Annotated in this window: 17 protein-coding genes and 1 tRNA gene; 11 read left to right on the plus strand and 7 right to left on the minus strand. The window is 64.9% G+C overall.

Annotated features, from left to right (window positions below):
• Positions 1-35: 35 nt before the first annotated feature.
• Positions 36-1,367 (minus strand): PucR family transcriptional regulator, encoded by a 1,332-nt coding sequence (locus AC5RVD_RS15270; protein ID WP_494112028.1) that lies wholly within the window; start codon positions 1,365-1,367, stop codon positions 36-38.
• A 128-nt stretch (positions 1,368-1,495) separates the two neighbouring features.
• Entirely contained in the window at positions 1,496-4,237 is a 2,742-nt protein-coding gene (aceE, locus tag AC5RVD_RS15275; protein ID WP_494127384.1) for a pyruvate dehydrogenase (acetyl-transferring), homodimeric type, read from the minus strand.
• A 385-nt stretch (positions 4,238-4,622) separates the two neighbouring features.
• On the opposite strand from aceE, the gene AC5RVD_RS15280 reads away from it, so the two are divergent.
• The 8 genes from AC5RVD_RS15280 to gnd all read left to right on the plus strand — a co-directional run bounded on the left by AC5RVD_RS15280 (position 4,623) and on the right by gnd (position 12,529).
• Entirely contained in the window at positions 4,623-5,045 is a 423-nt protein-coding gene (locus AC5RVD_RS15280) for a DUF3052 domain-containing protein (RefSeq protein ID WP_493986977.1), read from the plus strand.
• Positions 5,042-5,506: a peroxiredoxin gene (locus AC5RVD_RS15285; RefSeq protein WP_494127385.1), complete on the plus strand. Its 465-nt coding sequence runs from the start codon at positions 5,042-5,044 to the stop codon at positions 5,504-5,506. Before AC5RVD_RS15280 ends, AC5RVD_RS15285 begins: the two co-directional genes overlap by 4 nt.
• Before the next feature lie 6 nt (positions 5,507-5,512).
• Positions 5,513-6,346 carry an NAD-dependent protein deacetylase gene (locus tag AC5RVD_RS15290; RefSeq protein WP_494127386.1) on the plus strand — a complete coding sequence of 278 codons (834 nt, stop codon included), beginning with the start codon at positions 5,513-5,515 and terminating at the stop codon, positions 6,344-6,346.
• Between the two features lie 192 nt (positions 6,347-6,538).
• Positions 6,539-6,611, plus strand: a tRNA-Val gene (locus tag AC5RVD_RS15295).
• Positions 6,612-7,026: 415 nt separating this feature from the next.
• Positions 7,027-7,995, plus strand: coding sequence for a GT-D fold domain-containing glycosyltransferase (locus tag AC5RVD_RS15300; RefSeq protein WP_494127387.1), 969 nt, complete (start codon positions 7,027-7,029; stop codon positions 7,993-7,995).
• Between the two features lie 585 nt (positions 7,996-8,580).
• On the plus strand, positions 8,581-8,898 hold the full coding sequence (locus AC5RVD_RS15305) for a hypothetical protein (protein ID WP_494127388.1): 318 nt from the start codon (positions 8,581-8,583) through the stop codon (positions 8,896-8,898).
• 1,882 nt (positions 8,899-10,780) lie between these two features.
• Entirely contained in the window at positions 10,781-10,966 is a 186-nt protein-coding gene (locus tag AC5RVD_RS15310) for a hypothetical protein (protein WP_494127389.1), read from the plus strand.
• 126 nt (positions 10,967-11,092) lie between these two features.
• Positions 11,093-12,529 carry an NADP-dependent phosphogluconate dehydrogenase gene (gene gnd / locus AC5RVD_RS15315; RefSeq protein WP_494127390.1) on the plus strand — a complete coding sequence of 479 codons (1,437 nt, stop codon included), beginning with the start codon at positions 11,093-11,095 and terminating at the stop codon, positions 12,527-12,529.
• A 91-nt stretch (positions 12,530-12,620) separates the two neighbouring features.
• Here the strand turns inward: gnd and AC5RVD_RS15320 are convergent, their stop codons facing one another.
• The gene (locus AC5RVD_RS15320) at positions 12,621-13,373 is read right to left on the minus strand and encodes an EcsC family protein (RefSeq protein WP_494127391.1); all 753 of its coding nucleotides are present in this window, start codon (positions 13,371-13,373) and stop codon (positions 12,621-12,623) included.
• Positions 13,374-13,690: 317 nt separating this feature from the next.
• Here AC5RVD_RS15320 and AC5RVD_RS15325 point away from each other — a divergent pair, with 317 nt between their 5' ends.
• Positions 13,691-15,679, plus strand: a complete 1,989-nt coding sequence (locus tag AC5RVD_RS15325) for an Rv1352/Rv1906c domain-containing protein (protein WP_494127392.1) — start codon at positions 13,691-13,693, stop codon at positions 15,677-15,679.
• 98 nt (positions 15,680-15,777) lie between these two features.
• Here AC5RVD_RS15325 and AC5RVD_RS15330 read toward each other — a convergent pair whose 3' ends face one another.
• From AC5RVD_RS15330 to msrA, 4 genes are all read right to left on the minus strand, one after another.
• Positions 15,778-16,764: a diaminopimelate dehydrogenase gene (locus AC5RVD_RS15330; RefSeq protein WP_494127393.1), complete on the minus strand. Its 987-nt coding sequence runs from the start codon at positions 16,762-16,764 to the stop codon at positions 15,778-15,780.
• Positions 16,765-16,812: 48 nt separating this feature from the next.
• A complete protein-coding gene (epsC, locus tag AC5RVD_RS15335; RefSeq protein WP_494112037.1) occupies positions 16,813-17,400 on the minus strand; it encodes a serine O-acetyltransferase EpsC in 588 nt (195 codons plus the stop codon).
• Positions 17,401-17,446: 46 nt separating this feature from the next.
• Entirely contained in the window at positions 17,447-18,382 is a 936-nt protein-coding gene (gene cysK / locus AC5RVD_RS15340; protein ID WP_494112038.1) for a cysteine synthase A, read from the minus strand.
• Between the two features lie 84 nt (positions 18,383-18,466).
• Entirely contained in the window at positions 18,467-18,991 is a 525-nt protein-coding gene (gene msrA / locus AC5RVD_RS15345; RefSeq protein WP_494127394.1) for a peptide-methionine (S)-S-oxide reductase MsrA, read from the minus strand.
• 97 nt (positions 18,992-19,088) lie between these two features.
• Here msrA and AC5RVD_RS15350 point away from each other — a divergent pair, with 97 nt between their 5' ends.
• Positions 19,089-20,081: a Nif3-like dinuclear metal center hexameric protein gene (locus tag AC5RVD_RS15350; protein ID WP_494127395.1), complete on the plus strand. Its 993-nt coding sequence runs from the start codon at positions 19,089-19,091 to the stop codon at positions 20,079-20,081.
• A 74-nt stretch (positions 20,082-20,155) separates the two neighbouring features.
• On the plus strand, positions 20,156-20,896 hold the full coding sequence (locus AC5RVD_RS15355) for a zinc ribbon domain-containing protein (protein WP_494127396.1): 741 nt from the start codon (positions 20,156-20,158) through the stop codon (positions 20,894-20,896).
• The last annotated feature ends 66 nt before the right edge of the window (positions 20,897-20,962 follow it).

The raw sequence follows: 20,962 nt of genomic DNA on the forward strand, positions 1-20,962 counted from the left end.
GAACCGCTTTGTAGGAAGTCTACAAGGTGCCGCAACTACTGCCGAGCCGCCGCGCGGTCCTTCGGGCTCCGCGCGGGAGCCACGAGGCGTCCCACGCCGAGGGCGGTCTGGAGCACGAAGGCCTCCCGCGGCAGCAGCGGATCCCAGCCGGTCACGTCGCATACCCGGCGCAGCCGGTAGCGCACCGTGTTGGCGTGGACGAAGAGTTCCCGTGCCGTGGCTTCCAGCGAATGCCCCAAAGACAGGTAGCTGGAGAGCGTTTCGACCAGCCCATTGCCGGCATTGAGCAGCGGCACGTAGATGTACTTGTAGAGGTCGCGGCGCGCGGCGTCGTCGCCGGACATCACCCGTTCGGGCCACAGGTCGTTGGCCGCGACGGGACGCGGTGCGGCCGGCCAGGCCCTGGCTGCGTTGAGCCCGGCGAAGGCGGCCTGGGCCGAGGTGCTGGCATCCACCAGCGAGCGGGCTTCCGGGCCGTAGACCACCGGCCCGGGTCCGAAGAGCTCGGCCAGCCGCACGAAGGCGGTGTCCTGGTCCGACAGGCCGCCGAGCACCAGGATCAGCCGCTCGCCCTGGATGCCCACCAGCGTGTCCGCGGCGTAGCGTGAGCTGGCGCGGCGCAGCTCGGTCACGAAGCTGGGGCCCGGTTCACCGGGGGAGCCGCCCACCATCACCGTGATGGGGCCGGTGGTCTTCCAGCCGACCGCGGCGATCCGGGAACGCAGCGCGTCGGAGCTTTCGCCGCGCAGGATCGCGTCCACAACGAGCGCCTCGAGGCGGGTGTCCCACGAGCCGCGGGTCTCGGCGGCGCGGGCGTACACGTCCGCGGCAGCGAAGGCGACCTCGCGCGAATAGCGCAGCACCGCTTCGCGCAGCTGGGCCTCGTCGCTTTCGCCGGCGAGGTCCGGCACTTCGTCTTCCACGGCTTCGACCACCACGCGGATCAGCTGCAGGGCGCGCTGCAGGCTGATGGAACGGGTCAGCTCGGTGGGGGCGGTGCCGAAGACATCGTTCATCACCCAGGCCGGGGACGTGGGGCGTTCGTACCACGTCACGAAGGACGCGATGCCCTTCTGCGCCACCAGGCCCAGCGCGGAGCGTTCGTCCGGCCGCAGCCCGCGGTACCAGGGCAGGTCCGAATCCAGCCGCTTCAGGGTCACCGTCGCCAGCGCACCGATCTTGGTCCGCAGCCGTTCCAGCGTTGCCGGGTTGCCGGTGGCCGCCCGATCGCCCTTCCGCCCGGCCCCGGCGCGGCCCCCGCCGGCGGCTGATGCCGACGACGGTGCCTGCCGTGCCGTGGTTTTCTTGGCGGCCGTCGTGCCCGGTGGGGCAGCCGTCTTGGCGGGGTCGGTCCGGGCGTGGGGCATGCAACGAGCATACGCACTTGCCCGGGCAAGCTCCATTCCATCTTTTGTGTGGTTCCTACTAAAACAGGCGGCGGACCCGGCCGGAAAAGGCCAGATCCGCCGCCTGTCTGGTGGCGCGCTTGCCGCGGTTAGGAGTCGCCGCCGGCGTTGCCCGAGGTGCCCGCGTTGACGTCCATCAGGCGGTACTTCTCGAACGCATCCCGGGGCACATTCTGGTCGATCTCGCCGCGGCGGGCCAGCATCTGCAGTGCCCGGACCACGATCGAGTGGCTGTCGATCTTGAAGAAGCGCCGGGCCGCGGCCCGGGTGTCGGAGAACCCGAAGCCGTCGGCGCCCAGGGTCGCGAACTCGTTGGGCAGGTACTGCCGGATCTGGTCCGGCACGGCGGCCATGTAGTCGCTGACCGCCACGATCGGGCCGGTCGCCCCTTCGAGCTGCTGGGCCACAAAGGGCTTGCGCGGCTCGGAGCCGGGGTTCAGGAACGCCTCCTCCTCGGCAGCCAGGCCGTCGCGGCGCAGTTCGTTCCAGCTGGTCACCGACCAGACATCGGCGGAGACGCCCCAGTCATCGGCCAGCAACTGCTGGGCTTCCAGCGCCCACGGCACGGCCACGCCGGAGGCCAGCAGCTGGGTGCGCGGCCCGTCGACCTTGGCCGGAGCCAGCAGGTAGATGCCCTTCACCAGGCCGTCGACGTCCAGTTCCTCCGGTTCGGCGGGCTGGAGGATCGGCTCGTTGTACACGGTCAAGTAGTACATCACGTTGGGATCCGGGTGGTTCCCGCCGTACATGCGATCCAGGCCGGCGCGGATGATGTGCCCGATCTCGTACCCGTAGGCCGGGTCGTAGGTGACGACCGCCGGGTTGGTGGAGGCCAGGACCGGGGAGTGCCCGTCCGCGTGCTGCAGGCCCTCGCCGGTCAGGGTGGTCCGTCCCGCGGTTGCGCCGATCACGAAGCCGCGGGCCATCTGGTCGGCGGCGGCCCAGAAGAAGTCGCCGGTGCGCTGGAAGCCGAACATCGAGTAGAAGATGTAAATCGGCACCAACGGCTCGCCGTGGGTGGCGTAGGAGGTGCCGACGGCGGTGAAAGCGGCGGTGGAGCCGGATTCGTTGATGCCGGTGTGCAGGATCTGGCCCTGCGGGGACTCCTTGTACGCCAGGACCAGATCGCGGTCCACGGAGAGGTAGTTCTGGCCCTTGGGGTTGTAGATCTTCGCCGTCGGGAAGAACGAGTCCATGCCGAAGGTCCGCGCCTCGTCCGGAATGATCGGGACCACGCGGGCGCCGAATTCCTTGTCCCGCATCAGGTCCTTCAGCAGGCGCACGAACGCCATGGTGGTGGCCGCCTGCTGTTTCCCGGAGCCGCGCTTGGCAACCTCGTAGGCCTTGTCCTCGGGCAGGTGGAGCTGCTGGTGCGCGGTCCGGCGTTCCGGCACGGCGCCGCCGAGCGCTGCGCGGCGCTCCATCATGTACTTGATCTCAGGGGTGTCCGGCCCCGGCCTGTAGTACGGCGGCCGGTACGGATCGGCTTCGAGCTGCTCGTCCGAGATCGGGATGCGCAGGTGGTCGCGGAAGTCCTTCAGGTCCTGCAGCGTCAGCTTCTTCATCTGGTGGGTCGCGTTGCGGCCCTCGAAGTGCGTGCCCAGGCCGTAGCCCTTGACCGTCTGGGCGAGGACCACCGTGGGCTTGCCCTTGAACTCGGTAGCGGCGCGGTAGGCGGCGTAGACCTTGTGGTAGTCGTGGCCGCCGCGCTTGAGGTTCCAGATCTGCTCGTCGGTCATGTCCGCGACCATTTCCTTGGTCTGCGGGGTCTTGCCGAAGAAGTGCTCCCGGACGAACCCGCCGGATTCGGCCTTGTAGGTCTGGTAGTCGCCGTCGAGGGTGGAGTTCATGATGTCCACCAGCGCGCCGTCCTGGTCCTTGGCGAGCAGTTCGTCCCACTCACGGCCCCAGGTCACCTTGATGACATGCCAGCCGGCACCGCGGAAGAAGGCCTCAAGCTCCTGCATGATCTTGCCGTTGCCGCGCACCGGGCCGTCGAGGCGCTGCAGGTTGCAGTTGATCACGAAGGTGAGGTTGTCCAGCTTTTCGTTGGCTGCCAACTGCAGGAAGCCGCGCGACTCCGGTTCGTCCATTTCGCCGTCGCCCAGGAACGCCCAGACGTGCTGGTCGGAGGTGTCCTTGATCCCGCGGTTCTGCAGGTAGCGGTTCAGCTGCGCCTGGTAGATGGCGTTGGCCGGGCCGATACCCATGGAAACGGTCGGGAATTCCCAGAACTCGGGCATGGAGCGCGGGTGCGGGTAGGAGGGCAGGGCGTGGCCTTCGCGGGACTTCTCCTGCCGGAAACCGTCCAGGTCCTCCTCGGTCAGCCGGCCTTCGAGGAAGGCGCGCGCATACATGCCGGGGGAGGCGTGGCCCTGGAAGAAGACCTGGTCGCCGCCGCCGGGGTGGTCCTTGCCGCGGAAGAAATGGTTGAAGCCCACTTCATAGAGGGTGGCTGCGCCGGCGTACGTGGAGATGTGTCCGCCCACGCCGATGTCCGGGCGCTGGGCCCGGTGCACCAGCATGGCGGCGTTCCAGCGCATCCAGGCGCGGTAGCGGCGCTCGATCTCCTCGTCGCCCGGGAACTCCGGCTCCTGGTCGACCGGAATGGTGTTCACGTAGTCCGTGGTGGTCACCATCGGCACGCCGACGCTCTGCGCACCCGCACGCTGCAGGATGGAGCGGACAATAAACTGGGCCCGTTCGGTGCCCTGGCTCTCCACCAGACCGTCGAAGGACTCAATCCATTCGGCGGTTTCTTCGGGATCGCGATCCGACAGCTGGCTTGTCAGCCCGCTCAGGATGTGCGAGGTATCTTCTCCTGCGCTCACGTCCAACCTCTCATACGTGCAGATTGTGTCTGCGCCTTACGTGGCATAGCGACCCGGCGCATGGTCCGGCCGGGAGATATTCTTCAGTGCCACTCTAACTGTTCAGGGCATTACAACGCAGCCGGAGCCGCCCGTGCCAGTTGTTACGACGACGGCGGAGGCCGCGCCGCCGTCACCCCGGTAAGGCGCACCGCCGCCGCTCCCGGCAGGCGCACGCCGTCGTCCCTTAAGAAGAGGCGTAAAGAGGCGGCGCGGCGCGGCAAAAATCCGCAGCGGCTTGCGGGTGGCTTGAAGCGACGGCGATTAGGGTGTTGGCTTGTAACTAGCAACACGCCCATCCTCATCGGTGAGGCGAATCAAATACGTTCCATACAGGAGGAGCACAGTGGGCGAGGCCGAAGCCGCCGCGGTAGAGAATGTGGCAGGCAATTTGGGTTTCAAAGACGGGGACCTGATCCAGGAATTCGGCTATGACGAGGACGTGGACTTCGATCTGCGTGACGACATCGAGGACCTCACCGGCTCCGAACTGCTCACCGAGGACGACCACGACGTGGTTGACGCGGTGATCCTGTGGTGGCGCGACGGCGACGGCGACCTGGTGGACGCGCTGGTCGACACGCAGACAACCCTCGGGCCGGGCGGAGTGGTCTGGGTGCTGACGCCGAAGTCCGGCCGGGACGGCTACGTGCCGCCGGCCGACGTCCAGGAAGCGGCGCCGACTGCCGGCCTGCATGTGACCACTTCCGCCGGCGTATCCGGCGATTGGGCTGCCACCCGGCTGGTCAGCAAGCGGACCAACAAGTGACCGCGGAAGCCCCCAGGACAGGGCTGCCCGCACCCGACTTCGAGCTGGCCAACCAGTTCGGCGAACCCATCAGGCTCTCCGCCCTGCGCGGCCAGAACGTCGTGCTGGTGTTCTACCCGTTCGCCTTCTCCGGCATCTGCACCGGCGAGTTGTGCGAGCTGCGCGACGACCTGGGACTTTTCCGCAGCGAGAATGCCCGCGTCCTGGCCGTCTCGGTTGACCATAAGTTCGCCCTGCGGGCGTTTGCGGAGCAGGAGGGCTACGAGTTCGACCTGCTGGCCGACTTCTGGCCTCACGGCGACGTCGCGAAGGCCTACGGCGTGTTCGACGACGACTCCGGCATGGCCCTGCGCGGCACCTTCATCATCGACGCCGAAGGCACCCTGCGGCACGTGATCCGAAATCCGCGCAGCCAGGCACGCGACATCCAGGAATACCACCGCGTGCTGAAAGAGCTCTAACCTGCCATGGAGTTGCTGCGGCCGGCGCTCGAGATCCTGGCTGGACGGCGTCTGGCCGTGTTGACCGGCGCGGGCCTCAGCACCGATTCCGGCATCCCGGACTACCGCGGCCCCACCTCCGTTCCGCGCACTCCGATGACGTACCAGCAGTTCGTGGGCGACGAGGACCTGCGCCGCCGGTACTGGGCGCGCAACCACATCGGCTGGCGGCACATGCACCACGCCGCGCCCAATCCCGGCCACTATGCGCTGGCAGCGATGGAGGAGAACGGCCTGCTCAGCGGCCTGATCACGCAAAACGTGGACCGGCTGCATGAGGACGCCGGCAGCGCGAACGTCATCGACCTGCATGGGCGTTTCGACCGGGTGATCTGCCTGAACTGCGGGGACGTGACCAGCCGCTCCTCGCTGGCGGTGCGGCTGGAGGAACTCAATCCCGCCTACGCCGCCACCGGAGACGCCGGCGACGTCGCTCCCGACGCCGACGCCGAGGTCGCCGATACCACCCGCTTCGTCGTGGCCGACTGCCTGGTCTGCGGCGGCATGCTCAAGCCGGACTTCGTCTACTTCGGCGAGAATGTCCCCAAGGACCGGGTGGCGGCGGCCTACGCCATGGTGGACGACGGCGAGGCGCTGCTGGTCGCCGGGTCCTCGCTGAGCGTGATGAGCGGCCTGCGGTTCGTCCGGCACGCCTCCAAACAGGGCAAACCCGTGGTGATCATCAACCGCGGGGCCACCCGCGGCGACGAACTGGCCGACCTGAAGCTGGAAACGGGCGTCTCCGAAGCCCTCGGCCACCTGGCGGCGGAGTTGCCGGGCCGGCTCCCGAAACCGGCCTGAGACGCGACCAAAGGACTTGCAGGGCCCTTCCGGGCGCCGACCGTTCCGCGTGAGGGGGTCTCAGGTTACAGGTTGCATCGTGTTTATTCGCACGAAAATTTGGTTGGCGTTCACGCCGGTTTATCCGGTAGAGTGAGTCCTCGTGATGTTGCGGCGGATAACGCTCCGCGGTCCCGCTTTCGACATTACAACGGGTCTTTAGCTCAGCTGGTAGAGCGCCACGTTTACACCGTGGATGTCATCGGTTCGATCCCGGTAGGACCCACCGGGCAAACCCCGCACTGTCAGGCAATCAGCCTGGGAGCGCGGGGTTTTTTCGTTCCCAGGCGGTTCTTGAAGTTCCTCCGCTGCCACCTAGTCAGTCTCTGCGCAAAGGTTCCGGTCATCCACGACCAACTGCCCGGTCGCGCACGCCTCTTTCACCTGCATGGCCAACGTTGGGGCGTAGTTAGTAGCTGCGTCTGCCCCCGGCCACCGCGCCCACGCGAACGTGCCGATCAACAGCTGCGCCGCCTCTGCTTCCACACTCGTGGTCACCTCCAGGGGTGGTTTTCTAAGCCTGCAGGAACGAGGCCGGGTGAAACGATTACAATAAACTGCTTCAGTAGCTTTTCGGCCCTACCTCGGGGGAAGCAGTGCCCTTACGTCGCATCCGTACCGTTGCCCGCAACCTTCAAACCGTGGCTGACGGGGTGAAGAAGCTAGCGGTGACCGCCGGGGAGCAAGAGCAGCTGACGGGCCGGCAGAACGAACTCTTGCAGCGCCAGAATGAATTGCTGCTGCGCCAAAACGAACTGATCGTCAAGGAGTTGCAGGAGTCGCGCCGGCACGGCAAGGCACTGGAGAAGATCCTGTCGGAGTCGTACCAGGCGCGCCGCATTCAGGACAGTATGCGCGTCACTATGGGCGCCCCGGTGTTGGATCACATGCAGGCGTTCCTTGCGGAGCGGCAACTGGGCATGGTCGAAACCCTGCAACTCGTGCGGGATGAACGGTTGAGTTTCGCCCGGTTCGGTGACGGCGAGTTCAGGCTGATGACCCGGCTCGCGTACAACTCCAAGTTCCAGCGCAACTCGCATGAGTTGATGGGCGCCCTGCAAGCCACACTGGACTACGGGACCGACAACCCGGACACGCTGATGATTGGTTTGCCGTTCGGTTACCGGGACGTGTTCTGGGGTGGCTTCTATGGTGAGACGTGGCGGCAAATCCACCCGCTCTTGGAGCCGATCAAGCGGTTCGGGAACTCCCATGTTTCCCGCCCGATCTGCTTCAGCGTCCACGGGGCTGAAGCGGTGGAGACGTGGCGTTCCGTGTGGGATGGCCTGAACGTCACCGTTGTCACCGGGGAGGGCTCACGGTTCGAGTTGGCACCCGGCCTGTTCAACTCCGCGGCGTCCATCGGCTTTGAGTACACGGTGCCGCAGGACGCGTTCATGGAACTGCCTGCCATCCTTGACCGTCTCACATCGGATAGTTCCGACCTGATCCTCATCAGTCTCGGCGCGGCCGGCACAGTCCTCGCCAAAGACCTTGCCGCTGCCGGCAGATGGGCGCTCGACATCGGACACCTCAGCAGCAGCTATGAGTACGAGATCCACGACGGGAAATACCCCGAACACTCACCGATGATCCGCGAGCCCCGCTAGACTGCGGTCCCTGGCAAAGTCGTGGGCCAAGATTCGACCGTGTGCCAAAAGAAGCTCGTTCGTATCTTGTCCGTCGCGGTCGCGTTGAACATCACCAAGCGCTGCGACATATCCACGGTGATGGTCCGCACCGTGCTCGCCGCCTCATCCAGGCACCTGTCGTCATGACCCAACCCGCCTTCTTCGACGCAGCAGCGAAACCCGACGACGACGGATCAATGCTGGCCTGACTAATCCGCCCACTCGAAGAAAAACCCGGCGGCTTCCGCACCGGCAGATGGACCCGCTGCCACCGTTGGCTGCTGAACGGCGAACGATGCTGCGTTCGTCCACGGACAGGTCCACCTCGAAGCCGGCCACAAGTGCGCCCAGGACGGGAAGGTCGGAGCCTGGGGCCGGGCCGAAACCGCGCGCCGGCTCATCGACGTCGACTACGTCTTTGAACACCTTCCCTGGGTCAACAGCCTCGACGAGCTGGGCCGACGAATTTGGTGTCACACCCGAAGTCCTCGAAGACCGACGCAACTGCAGCACTCCCGAGGAATAGGAACGTCTCCGGGAACTCGAAGCCGAAGGGAGCGCCTGGTGGGTCGCATAGTGGACCTCTGGCACAACAAAGACCGCAGCCGAACCGCCCGGTATGGCGACGCCCAACTATGGCAGGCAGTTTGGTTCGAGAACGGCGACGTGCGGAAGAAGGCCTTCCCGACGAAGGATGCGGCGCCGAGCGCCCCGACCTGGGTGCAGCATCACCAGATATCCGGCACCTACGTCAATGCGGACCGCGGCATCGTATTCGTCAAGGACCTGATGGCCAAATGGGCGGAACGCTCGTGCATCTCAAAGCCTCGACGGCTGTCGACCACGAAGTACGACGTCGACGCCACGCTGATGCCCGACTGAGGGTGCATGGTCCTCGCGGACATCACCCGGGCCGACGTCCAAGCATGGGTGTCCGGTTTGGCCGAGGCGGCCCGGACCGTCGACACGATCTACGGGCGGTCAACACCTTCCTGAAGTGGTGCGTCGAAGAGCAGTACCTGCGCACGAACCCGGCCACCGGCGTCAACCTTCCCCGCGGCAGGTCGCCGCCCTGAGGCGATCGACGACAGGTACACGGACATGATCTGGCTGCTGGCCACGACCGACCTGCCGATGGGAAGGCGTGCGACTCTGGACAAAGGACGTTGACCTCAGGCGCCGGTGCCTTAACGTCTCACGGGCGGTTACCGAGGCAGGCGGTCGGCTAGTGATCGGAACGCCGAAGCGCCGGATCCACGCGGACTGTCCCGCTGGCCCCTTCGACGGTCGATACGCTGCGCGCCTGAGTCAAGGGTCGGGAGCGGGAGGACCTGCTGTTCACGACGATGAGCGGCCGCGAAATCCCGGCCAACTAATAGTGGAGTGATAGTATTCGCCAAAATTGATACGTGATGTGGGGGAGATCACATGTCTGTCGAATGTTGTCCGGAATGCGGGCATGCACCAGAAAAACCGCAGAGCGCGCTCATACGCCTGCTTTGGCTGAACCCGCCTCTGGGTGTCTGTTACATATCGGACGGCGGGGCAAATCCCACAGGACTGCCAGAAGAGTGCGGGTGCACGTCTGAATATCACTCCGTCCATGCTCTGGGAGCTTAGGGCCATAGCGCCACAATTGATCCGCTTGTGCGTGAGTGCCCTGTTGGTTGGAAGTGACGCCGCATGTTGAGCTGTGATGCACAAACTGAAAGCCTCACCTTTGCTGAAGGCAGACTTGGTCCTTACCCGTCCTGCCCCGAGCGCCGCCCTGGGAGCGCGGGTTTTTTCGTCCCCACGCCCCCGAATGCGCTGAGCCGCAGCCTCCGATTTCTGGATTATGGGTACCGATTCCTGAGCAAATCTTGGGCTTCAGCGGGCGCCTGCGGGTGTAACGTGGGGCTCCCGGTGGTCGCTGCAGGGGGCAGGGAGCCGGATGGATGAGGTAACGGCCCCGCCCGCTGTTGGGGGATGGGCGGGGCTGTCCCTCAGAGTTGGGGATGCCGGCTGAAGTGTTCGTCCGCGCGCACCATCCGACCGCGCCGGAACCCTTTCCCGCGATGCACGCGACACCCGGGCCCGCAGCCGTGTCTTCCACACGGCCCGGCCAGCGGCACGCCGTACTGCCGCGCTGCCGCGTGGTCTCCGGGGGAAATGGGAAAAGCAGCCAGCCATACTGGTCGGTCGCGACGATCCCGGTCCCCGGGATTGCAGTCGATTCACAGCTCCAAAGGGAAAGGCACTGTCCCGCGAGGGACAGTGCCTTTCGGGGCAGCCGTTAGATGGGGGATCAACGGAACTGCCAGGGGATAAGCGGTGCAGCAACCAGGAGATGGGGGCTCCCGGGCGTTCAATGCCACCGCCAAGCCACAGTCTGCCATGACCCGTGGGCATTTCTCAACCACCCTGATTGAACTGTTAAACGTGTCTGTCATTATCAGCAAATCCGGGCCAAAATGCGGCGACAGCCCTACCATTCACGCCCCATCGAACGGTGCTGTCGGGCGTCGATTGCGCCGATCTTATGCCAAGACAAAGCCGCTGCTGCGTCATGCAATAACGGTTAAGCAACGCGGCTTGCCAACCCTCCACAACCGGCCTCCGGTCTGCAACGCTGTACCGATCATGCTGGTTTTCGTGAGGGGCAACAATGGAGAAGTTCTGCCGGAGTGCAGGCCGCACTTTCATCCCTGTGCACACCGCCTCGGCGCGGCGCTGTGCCTGCTGCGGCACGCACCGCCGGCCGTGGTCGGAGGATGCTGGCCGGATGCCCGGGCGGGACCTGCTGGATGAAATCGGCCTTCCCGCGGCAACGCCTCGTTCCTTGACTACCCGCCCGGATCCCGGCGCGGATGCCTCCGCCAGCGTGGGTTTCCCCGCCGAGGACGACGCGGACGATGACGAAATCGACGCCTGGCTGCGCTTCCGGCCCTCGACTGCCGCCAGCGAATGAGTCATACCTAACGTCTGCCCGCTTAGCCGGTGCCGCCGGTCGGGATTAGGCTTGATGAGGAACCTCGGCCCGCTCGGGCTGTACGCTGACGTCCCTGACCGCGGGGACCGCACATATGGAGACTCAATGAGCGCACACATCGGTGTGACAGGTCTGGCCGTCATGGGCGCCAACCTGGCACGGAACTTCGCCCGCAACGGCTACACGGTCGCCCTGCACAACCGCTCGGTGGAAAAGACGGACGCCCTGCTGTCCGCCCACGGCGACGAGGGCGAATTCATCCGCACCGAGTCGCTGCAGGAGCTGGTGGACAACCTGCAGAAGCCCCGCCGCGTGCTCATCATGGTCAAGGCCGGCAAGCCGGTCGATTCGGTCATCGAGCAACTGGTGCCGTTGTTGGAAGAGGGCGACATCGTCATCGACGCCGGCAACTCGCACTACGAGGACACCCGGCGCCGGGAGGCCGCCCTGGCGGAGAAGGGACTGCACTTCGTGGGCATCGGCGTCTCCGGCGGCGAGGAGGGCGCACTCCTGGGCCCGTCCATCATGCCCGGCGGCTCCCGCCAGTCCTACGACTCACTCGGCCCCATGCTTGAAAAGATCTCAGCCAAGTACGACGGCAAACCCTGCTGCAGCTGGGTGGGCACCGATGGCGCGGGCCACTTCGTAAAGATGGTGCACAACGGCATCGAATACGCGGACATGCAGGTGATCGGCGAGGCCTACGACCTGCTCCGCACCGGTGCAGGCCTGGAACCGCAGCAACAGGCCGAGATCTTCACCGCCTGGAACAAGACCGAGCTGTCGTCCTTCCTGATCGAGATCACCGCCGAGGTGCTTGCCCACACCGACGCCAAGACCGGCAAGCCGTTCGTGGACGTCGTGGTGGACTCGGCCGGACAGAAGGGCACCGGCCGCTGGACCGTTGTCTCCGCGCTGGAACTGGGATCGCCGGTCTCGGGCATCGCCGAGTCGGTATTCGCGCGCGGCCTTTCCTCGCAGCGCGGCCAGCGGGCGATCGCCCAGGATGTGCTGGCAGGGCACGAAGAGGACGTCACGGTGCCGCAGGGCTTCGTCGAGGACGTCCGCCAGGCGCTGTTTGCCTCCAAGCTGGTCAGCTACGCCCAGGGCATCGACATGCTCGGCTCCGCCGCCGGCGAGTACGGCTGGGACCTTAAGCTGGACGAAATCGCCTCGCTCTGGCGCGCCGGCTGCATCATCCGCGCCGAGCTGCTGGACGACATCATGAAGGCCTACGCGGGGGATTCCAAGCCGGAGAACCTGCTCTTCGCCCCGGCCTTCGCCGAAGCGATTGGCGCGGCCGTGCCGGCCTGGCGCCGCGTCGTGGCCACCGCCGTCCAGCTGGGCATCCCGGTGCCGGTATTCTCTTCGTCGCTGGCCTACTACGACGGCCTGCGCCGCAAGCGCCTGCCCGCCGCCCTGACCCAGGGCCTGCGCGACCTCTTCGGCGCCCACACCTACGGTCGGACGGACGCGGAAGGCACCTTCCACACCCTGTGGAGCGGCGACAAGTCCGAAGTCTCCGCCGTCGACACGCACTAGGGCTGAGCAAGGGCGAACGCCCCGCACCTGCTGAGGCAGGTGGGGGCGTTCGGTGTTTTAAGCGTGGGGTGAGTAAAGCCATGCGAAGTGATCAGTCGACGGGGAACATCGCTCTAGCGGTGCGGCCTATAACGCCGGTCGTAGTCGCGTCCACGGCTCCGCCGACCACTCCGCCGATAAGCGGTACACCTTTCGCCAAGGTGACGACCGAACGCTTCGTGCCGTACTTGGCCAAAAGCATGAAACCAGCCTTCTTGTTGATCTCGCGAATTAGCGCCACCGGGAGCTTTTTGATCGCCTCCATCGCCACCTTTTCGCCAACCTTGATGCCGACTGTCCTCGCAATCTGTTGTCCATTGGAGCCCACTGCGATGAGCGTGGCCACCGTGCGGACGTGCGGGTCTGTGGGGTCGTACCCTCGCAGGTAGGCGATTGCCGCAGCAAGACGTGCATTGATCACGAGTGCGCCTGCCATGTTCGCGGGGATGGTCACTGGCATCGCGATGAACCCTCCGAGCCCGGTCACGAAACCGTTGACACCGGCAGCTTCCACCGACTCAACAATCAGCCTCTTGATCGCCTTTTCAATATCGTCGTGCTCGTCCGGCCTGACTTTCCGCGTCGGGTCGGCAGTGGGCTCATAGCGGCTTCCTTGAACCCGCGCCAGCCGATCCTCCGCCCACATAATGGAGCCTGTCAGTGGACCGACTCCAGTGTCGATCACTTTGCCCACCAGTTTAACGAGCTGCCCGGACGCTTTCTCTGCAGCAGTCGCCGGCGTCTCATCGGGTTCGAGGACGGTTGCGTCGTCAATCGCGACTTCTGGATCCGAGTCTGCGGCCATCTTTTCTTCAGCGCTAGTTCCGACGTCTGCCTGAGAATGCGATGTCATTTTTGCCTTCCAAGTCTTGTCTGCAAATTGCTGAGCACGAGGGCCTGTTCGACTTCAAGCTTTGTTGCACAGTTCGTCTGTACTATCGACCAGCAGACGTCGATCGTTCGCTTCTACTGGGGTGAAATTGTTATCCTATTCCGGCTTTCTGCCCGCGGGGTCACAATGAACCGAGGCGTAGGTCAATTTTGACAGTCGAAGCGCTTACTCTGTCTTTAGTCCTGATATTGGCAGGGCATGTGAACCTTTAGTTGGGGAAGAGGACATAGATGTCTGATAACGCTGGACGCACTGAAGCCGCTCAATCTTGGCGAAAGAAATCCCTTTCTGCGCTAGCTGTGGTCGCGTTACTTGGCGGTGGAATTATTGCAGCGCCATCCGCCGTCGCTACACCCAGCGGTGGCTTGGATGTGGCCACTACGGTCACCGGTTCGAGGGAGTTATCGGTAACCGGTTCGGTCGTGGCTGGCTCCACCGTCCGTCTGGCTCTCAAGGATCTGGAGCAGACAGCCGACCGGCAAGCCAATTGGTATCTGGACGGAATTCGGTACGAGGCTGACGATACTGACGACTATCCCTTTTCCTTCACCATTCCTTTGGACGCTGTCGGGCAGGAACTCACCGTAGGTGCGTCTGTTACATGGACGGATACGGGGTACCAGGCGTATAGCCTTAACATCGGCACCGTGGTGGGCCAGTCATTCGTGACCGCTCCCCAACCGACTCTGTCCGGCTCTGCGGCGGTCGGCAACACGCTCACGGCCCAAACTGGTACATGGTCGCCGGAAGGCGCGCAGTTCAAGTACCGGTGGCTGCGCAGCGGCAAAGCGATCAGCGGGGCAACCAAGTCGTCTTACACGCTGACTGCTTCCGATCACGGACTTCCGATCGCCGTCAGCGTGACGGCGATGAAGACGGGGTACGCCGCGACAACCACTGTGTCCTCGTCGAAGACCGTTGCAGCCGGCACGATCACCGCACCAAAGGCGGTGTCCATTAGCGGCACCACTCGCGTCGGAAGCAAGTTAAGCGTCCAGGCAGAAACGTGGGCGCCCAAGGGAATTACGCTGTCGTTCCAGTGGCTGCGAAGTGGAGAAAAGATTCCCGGCGCCACAAGACCCAGCTATACGCCTTCCTCCGCAGACCTCAACAGGCTGCTGTCGGTGAAGGCAAGCGCCAGCAAAGCTGGCTACACGACCGTTTCCAAGACTTCTGCGACCAAGAAGATCACAGCGGGCTCTCTCAAGCCGCGTACAGCAGTCAAGGTCAGTGGTACGGCGAAGTACGGGTCCACCCTGAAGGTCGCCGCGCCGTGGCCGAGCGGAGTCACGACCTCGTACCAGTGGTACCGCGGCTCCACCAAGATCAAGGGCGCCACCCAAGCCGGCTACAAGTTGACCAAATCGGATATCGGCCAGACCATGAAGGTTTCAGTCAAGGCAACTAAATCCGGCTATTCCACCTACTCCACATCCGCCAAGTCGGCGAAGGTAGGGAAGGCCACGTTCTCAGCCAAGGCAGCCCCGAAAATCTCCGGCACAAGTCGTGTCGGATCCACGCTGAAAGTCAGCAAGGGCAGTTACTCGGCCTCCCCTTCCTCATACAGCTACCAGTGGTACCGGGGCTCATCAAAGATCAAGGGCGCCACGAAGTCGAACTACAAGCTCACAACGGCGGATGGCGGCAAAACAATTTCTGCGCGCGTCACGCTAAAGCGCAGCTACTTCTCCACGAAGAGCTTCGCCAGCGCGATGGTTTCGATTCCCGTTCCGCCTAGGACTGTTATCAGCCACGACGGCACGTACAAGGTTGGCTCGGGAATCAAGCCTGGGCTGTACAAGGCAACTGGCGCAGGAAATGGCTGCTACTGGGAAACGCTTAACGGGTTCTCGGGATCCTTCGACGACATCAACAACAATTACTTCGGGAGTGCCAATACGTACGTACGCATCACTTCCGCAGACAGAGGATTCAGCACCAGCGATTGCGGCAAATGGACCACTGTTCCAAGCCATGGTGCCCAAGCCAGCAAGATCACCAAGGACGGGACCTATCGGGTTGGTATCGATATCAAGGCCGGCACCTACATCGGCAAGGGATCGGGCGACTCTTGCTACTGGGCAACTTTGGACGACTTCACCGAGGATTTTTACGACGTACGGGACAACTACTTCGGACCGGCCAGGACGATCGTGGAAATCCCCAAGAGCGCCAAAGGCTTCCAAATGCGCGGCTGTGGCACGCTGGTCCGTGAGTAAACACGAGTAAGCCGGCTACGTGGCAGAGGCCCCTCCGAAGTGTAGCGGAGGGGCCTCTCACAGGCTTGATGGTCGAGCCAACCAGCCGACGACGAGGGCTACAGCAGCTCGGCGCGCAGTTGGGCCGCCGATTTGGGGGAAAGCAGGCCGGGCGGTACGTCGAAGACGGTGATGGCGCCGAACCTGCCCTGCTGGTGCAGGCGGTGCACGGCCCGGGCGTAGGCCACCAGGACGCTGGCGGTGAACTCCGGGTTGCTCTCCAGCGTGAGTCCGTACTCGATGACCTGGGCGTGCTCGGCGCTGGTGTTGCCGCTGCGGATGGTCATCCCGCCGTGCGGCATGGCGCTGTGGTCGCGGGCCAGTTCTTCGGCCGAAATGAAATGGACCTCGGTATCGTACTGGTCGAAGTAGTGCGGCATGGTCACGATGGCCTCGCGGACTGCGTCGGCGTCGGCGCCGTCTGCCAGCACGACGAAGCATTCACGGGTGTGCTTCTGCCGCGTTTCCAGGTGCGGGCGGCTGCCGTCGCGCACCTGCTCGATGGCGGCTTCCGAAGGGGAGGTGTACTGCACGCCGGCTGCGACACCGGGTACCCGGCGGACGGCGTCGGAGTGCCCCTGGCTCAATCCGCGGCCCCAGAAGGTGTAGGTGTCGCCGTCGGGCAGGAGGGCTTCGCCATAAACCCGGTTGATGGAGAACATGCCCGGGTCCCACCCGGCGGAAATCAGCGAAGTCTTTCCGGCGGCCCGCGCCGGCGCGTCAACGGCGTCGAAGTATTCCGGGATGCGGGCGTGCGTGTCGAAACTGTCCACCGTGTTAAAGCGGGCCGACATGACCGGTCCCTGCTGCGGGAGGTCTTCCTTGGAACCGCCGCACAGGATCAGCACGTCGATGCTGTCTTCGTGGGCGGGTAGGCCGTCCATGGCGTACACGGCAGTCTCCTTGCGCAGCGTGGCAAGGTCTGCGGGGGACCGGCGGGTGAAGACCCCGGCCAGTTCCATGTCGGGGTTTTTGGCTACCGCGGCCTCCACGCCGCGGCCCAGGTTTCCGTAGCCGGCTATGCCGATGCGGATCGATTCACCCACGGCTTGTCCTCTCGTCCAGGTTCAACGTTTATCAGGCAGCAGTGGACGTTAGATCCACATCGCCGGGTCGATGTATTCGGCCGGGTCGACGGCGGGTTTCGTTTCGCGCTGCGGGTCGCGGTGCCGGAAGGTGGCCGGGATGCCGGTGATGATGGATTCCGGCGGAGCGTCCTTGACCACCACAGCGTTGGCGCCGACGGCGCTGTCCGCGCCGATGACCACGGGGCCGAGCACCTTGGCGCCGGCACCGATGACCACCCGGTCGCCGATGGTGGGGTGGCGCTTGACCTTGTCCAGCGAACGGCCGCCGAGCGTGACGCCGTGGTAGAGCATCACGTCGTCGCCGATTTCGGCGGTCTCGCCGATCACCACGCCCATGCCGTGGTCAATGAAGAAGCGGCGGCCGATGGTCGCGCCGGGATGGATCTCGATGCCGGTCAGGAAGCGTCCCGCCTGCGAGATCAGCCGGGCCGGCAGCCGTAGGGACGGGTTGGCCCACATCCTGTGGGTCAGCCGGTGGATCCAGATGGCGTGCAGCCCGGAGTAGGCCAGGAAATTCTCCACGCGGCCCCGGGCCGCCGGGTCGTGCGACCGGGCGGCCTCGAGGTCTTCACGCAGTCGCGCTAGGAAACCCATGTGCTCTTTCTGATTGAACAGCGCCGCTCGGCGGCGAGGAAGCTGGTTAGCCGCGGATGTCGTCGTACAGGATCGTGGAAATGTAGCGCTCACCGAAGTCGGGCACCACGGCCACGATCAGCTTACCGGCGTTCTCCGGGCGCTTCGCCACTTCCAGCGCCGCCCAGACGGCCGCACCCGAGGAGATGCCGCCGAGGATGCCTTCCTTAATGCCCAGGTCGCGGGCAACGGCGACGGACGCCGAGGTCGGCGCGTCGAGCACCTCGTCGTAAACGCTGGTGTTCAGTACCTCCGGCACGAAGTTGGCGCCCAGGCCCTGGATCTTGTGCGGGCCGGGGTTGCCGCCGGTGAGGATGGGGGAGTCTTCCGGCTCGACGGCGATGATCTGGACGCCGGGCTTGCGCTCCTTCAGCAGGCCGCCGGCGCCGGTTATGGTGCCGCCGGTGCCGATGCCGGCCACCAGGATGTCGACCTGGCCATCGGTGTCGGCCCAGATTTCCTCGCCGGTGGTGGTGCGGTGGATCAGCGGGTTGGCCTCATTGGCGAACTGCTGGGCCCAGATGGAGTTCTCGGTGTTGGCCACGATCTCCTTGGCCTTTTCGACTGCGCCGCGCATCCCCTCGGAACCGGGAGTCAGCACGATTTCGGCGCCAAAGGCGCGCAGCATGACCCGGCGCTCAGTGGACATGGTCTCCGGCATGGTCAGGATCACCTTGTAGCCGCGGGCTGCACCCACCATGGCCAGCGCAATGCCGGTGTTGCCGGAGGTGCCCTCCACGATGGTCCCGCCGGGCTTCAGCGCACCGGCCTTCTCGGCGGCGTCGACGATGGCCACGCCAATCCGGTCCTTGACCGAGTTAGCCGGGTTGTAGAACTCCAGCTTCACGGCGACCTGGGCCTCCAGGCCCTCGGTGAGCCGGTTCAGGCGCACCAGCGGGGTACGCCCCACAACCTGGGTGACGTCGTCGTAAATCGGGGCCATGTTTTCCTGCCTTCTGGCCGTTGGGCCGTTACAGATGGGAGTAACAAAACTTCTTCCACACTAGTCAGCGCGGCGAGCCGTGAGCTAAGCGGTGAGCCATTCGGCGTAATATTTTCGAGCCTTGGCCAGCTTGGGATTGATGATCACCTGGCAGTAGCCGGCGTCGGGATGCTTGGCGTAGAAGTTTTGGTGGTATTCCTCCGCCGGGTAGAACTCGGGCAGCCGCACAACCTCGGTCACGACGGGGTCTTGCCAGTCCGCCTGCACGCGCTCGATGGCGGCTTCGAAGGTCTGCTTCTGTTCGTCGTCGACGTAGAACATTGACGAGCGATACTGCGTCCCGACGTCATAGCCCTGGCGGTTCAGGGTGGTGGGGTTGTGTGAGGCGAAGAACATTCCCAGGATGACGTCTTCGGGCACCACCGTTTCCTCGAACGTCACGGCGACCACCTCTGCGTGCCCGGTCGTTCCGGAGCAGACCGCCTCGTAGGAGGGATTTTTCATGTGGCCGCCGGTGTAGCCGGAAACCACCTCCGTGACACCGCGCGTCCTGTTGTAGACCGCGTCCAGGCACCAAAAGCAGCCTCCGCCAAGCACAAAAGTCTTCATGGCTTAACAATGTCACGGACCCCTCGAATGTTCCCGGGCCGCGAACGCGGGCAGCGGCTGGTGGGCGGACCACCGCGGATGGGGTAGAAAAGGATTCATGGTCGACGACGAACAGCTCCGCACAGGGGATGCCGAAGCCCCCGAGGGAACCAAAGCCCCCGAGGGAACCGAAGGAACCGGAAAAACCGAAACCGCCGAGGATACCGAAGCCGCCGGGGGAACCGAAACCTCCGTGCAGGACGAAGCGCGGCCGAAGACGCCGGTCCTGGGCGATGTGCTGCTGGCCATCGAGGAGCTCTGGCCCGAATCGCTGGCCGAGCAATGGGACGCTGTGGGCCCCGTCGTCGGCAGGCCCTCGGCCGAAGTGCAGAAGGTCATGTTTGCCGTGGACCCGACAACCGACGTGATCGCCGAGGCCATCGAGTGGGGTGCCGACCTGCTGCTCACGCACCACCCGCTGCTGCTGAAGCCGGTCAATTCGGTCGCAACCACCAGCTTCAAGGGAGACGCGGTGCACCGGCTGATCGAAAGCGGCTGCGCCTTGGTCACGGTTCACACCAACGCGGACAGCGCCGTCGGCGGCGTCTCGGATGTGCTGGCCGATGCGCTCGGGCTGCGGGACGCGCGGCCGCTGTCGCCCGCGGACAACGGTTTGCCGGAAGAAGGCATCGGACGGGTGGGGGAGCTGGCCGAAGCCAAGACACTGGGCGAGTTCGCCGAGCAGGTGTTTAGCATCCTGCCCGCCGTCGCCGGCGGAGTGAAGGTGGCCGGCGACCGCAACGGGATCATCCGTAGCGTGGCCGTGTGCGGCGGTGCAGGGGACTCGCTGTTCGATCAGGTCCAGGCCTCGCGGGCGGACGTTTATGTCACGGCTGACCTGCGCCACCACCCGGCGTCCGAAGCACGCGAAGGAGCCGTGGACGGCCGGCCGTACCTCATCGACGTCTCGCATTTCGGCAGCGAGTGGCTGTGGCTGACGCCCGCGTCCGTGGCGCTGGACAATGTCCTCGCCGACCAGGGCTTCACGGTGGAAGTGAAGGTCAGCGTCACCAACACCGATCCCTGGGATTTCGTCCTGACTCCGGGGTAGCAGCGCTTCGTCAGGACTGTAGGCTAGGACGAGGCTGAACCGCAGCGGTTCCGCAGCGTTTTGAAAGGACGTACATGGCGAAGGCACCGGCTTCCGAGCAACTGAGGCTGCTCGACCTGCAGGCACTGGACGGCAAGCTCACCCAACTGAGCCGCCGCGCTGCAGCCACCGCCAAGAACGCCGACATCGACGCGCTGGTGGAGAAGCTGGCCGCCGCCGACTCGTCGCTGGTCGCCCTTAACACAGAGATAGCGGACACCGAACGCGAGTTGAAGCGCGCCGAAGGCGACGTCGAAACCGTCCAGTCGCGGATCGAACGCGACCAGAAACGTCTGGACAGCGGAGCGGGTTCGCCCAAGGACCTGACCGCGCTGCAGCACGAACTGGTGTCGCTGAATAAGCGCCGCAGCGACCTGGAAGACGTGGAGCTGGAGGTGATGGAGCGACTCGAGGGGCTCCGCACCCGCCAGGCCGAACACCAGCAGGCCAACGACCAGCTGCGCGAAGAACTGTCCGGCCTGGAGCGTGCCCGCGACGAAGAGCTCGCCGGCATCGAAAGCGAACGTGCCGCCGCCGCCGCGGAACGCCAGGAAGTGGCCGGCAGCTTCGAGGCGTCCCTGCTGGCCGTCTACGAAAAGACCCTTGCGCATCGGGGCATCGGCGCCGCCCGGCTGTTCCACGGCAAGTCCGAGGGCTCCGGCATGCAGCTCAGCCCCGGCGACCTGGCCGACATCCGCAAGGCCGCCCCGGACGATATCGTCCTCTGCCCCGACTCCGGCTGCATCCTGATCCGCTCGGAGGAGTGGGGCAACTAAAACAATTACGGCACTCCGTTTTGACAATGCCGCTTGACGTCTCGGATGATGATCGCTGCTCGGGCT

This window comes from Arthrobacter sp. THG-b23, assembly GCF_059091265.1.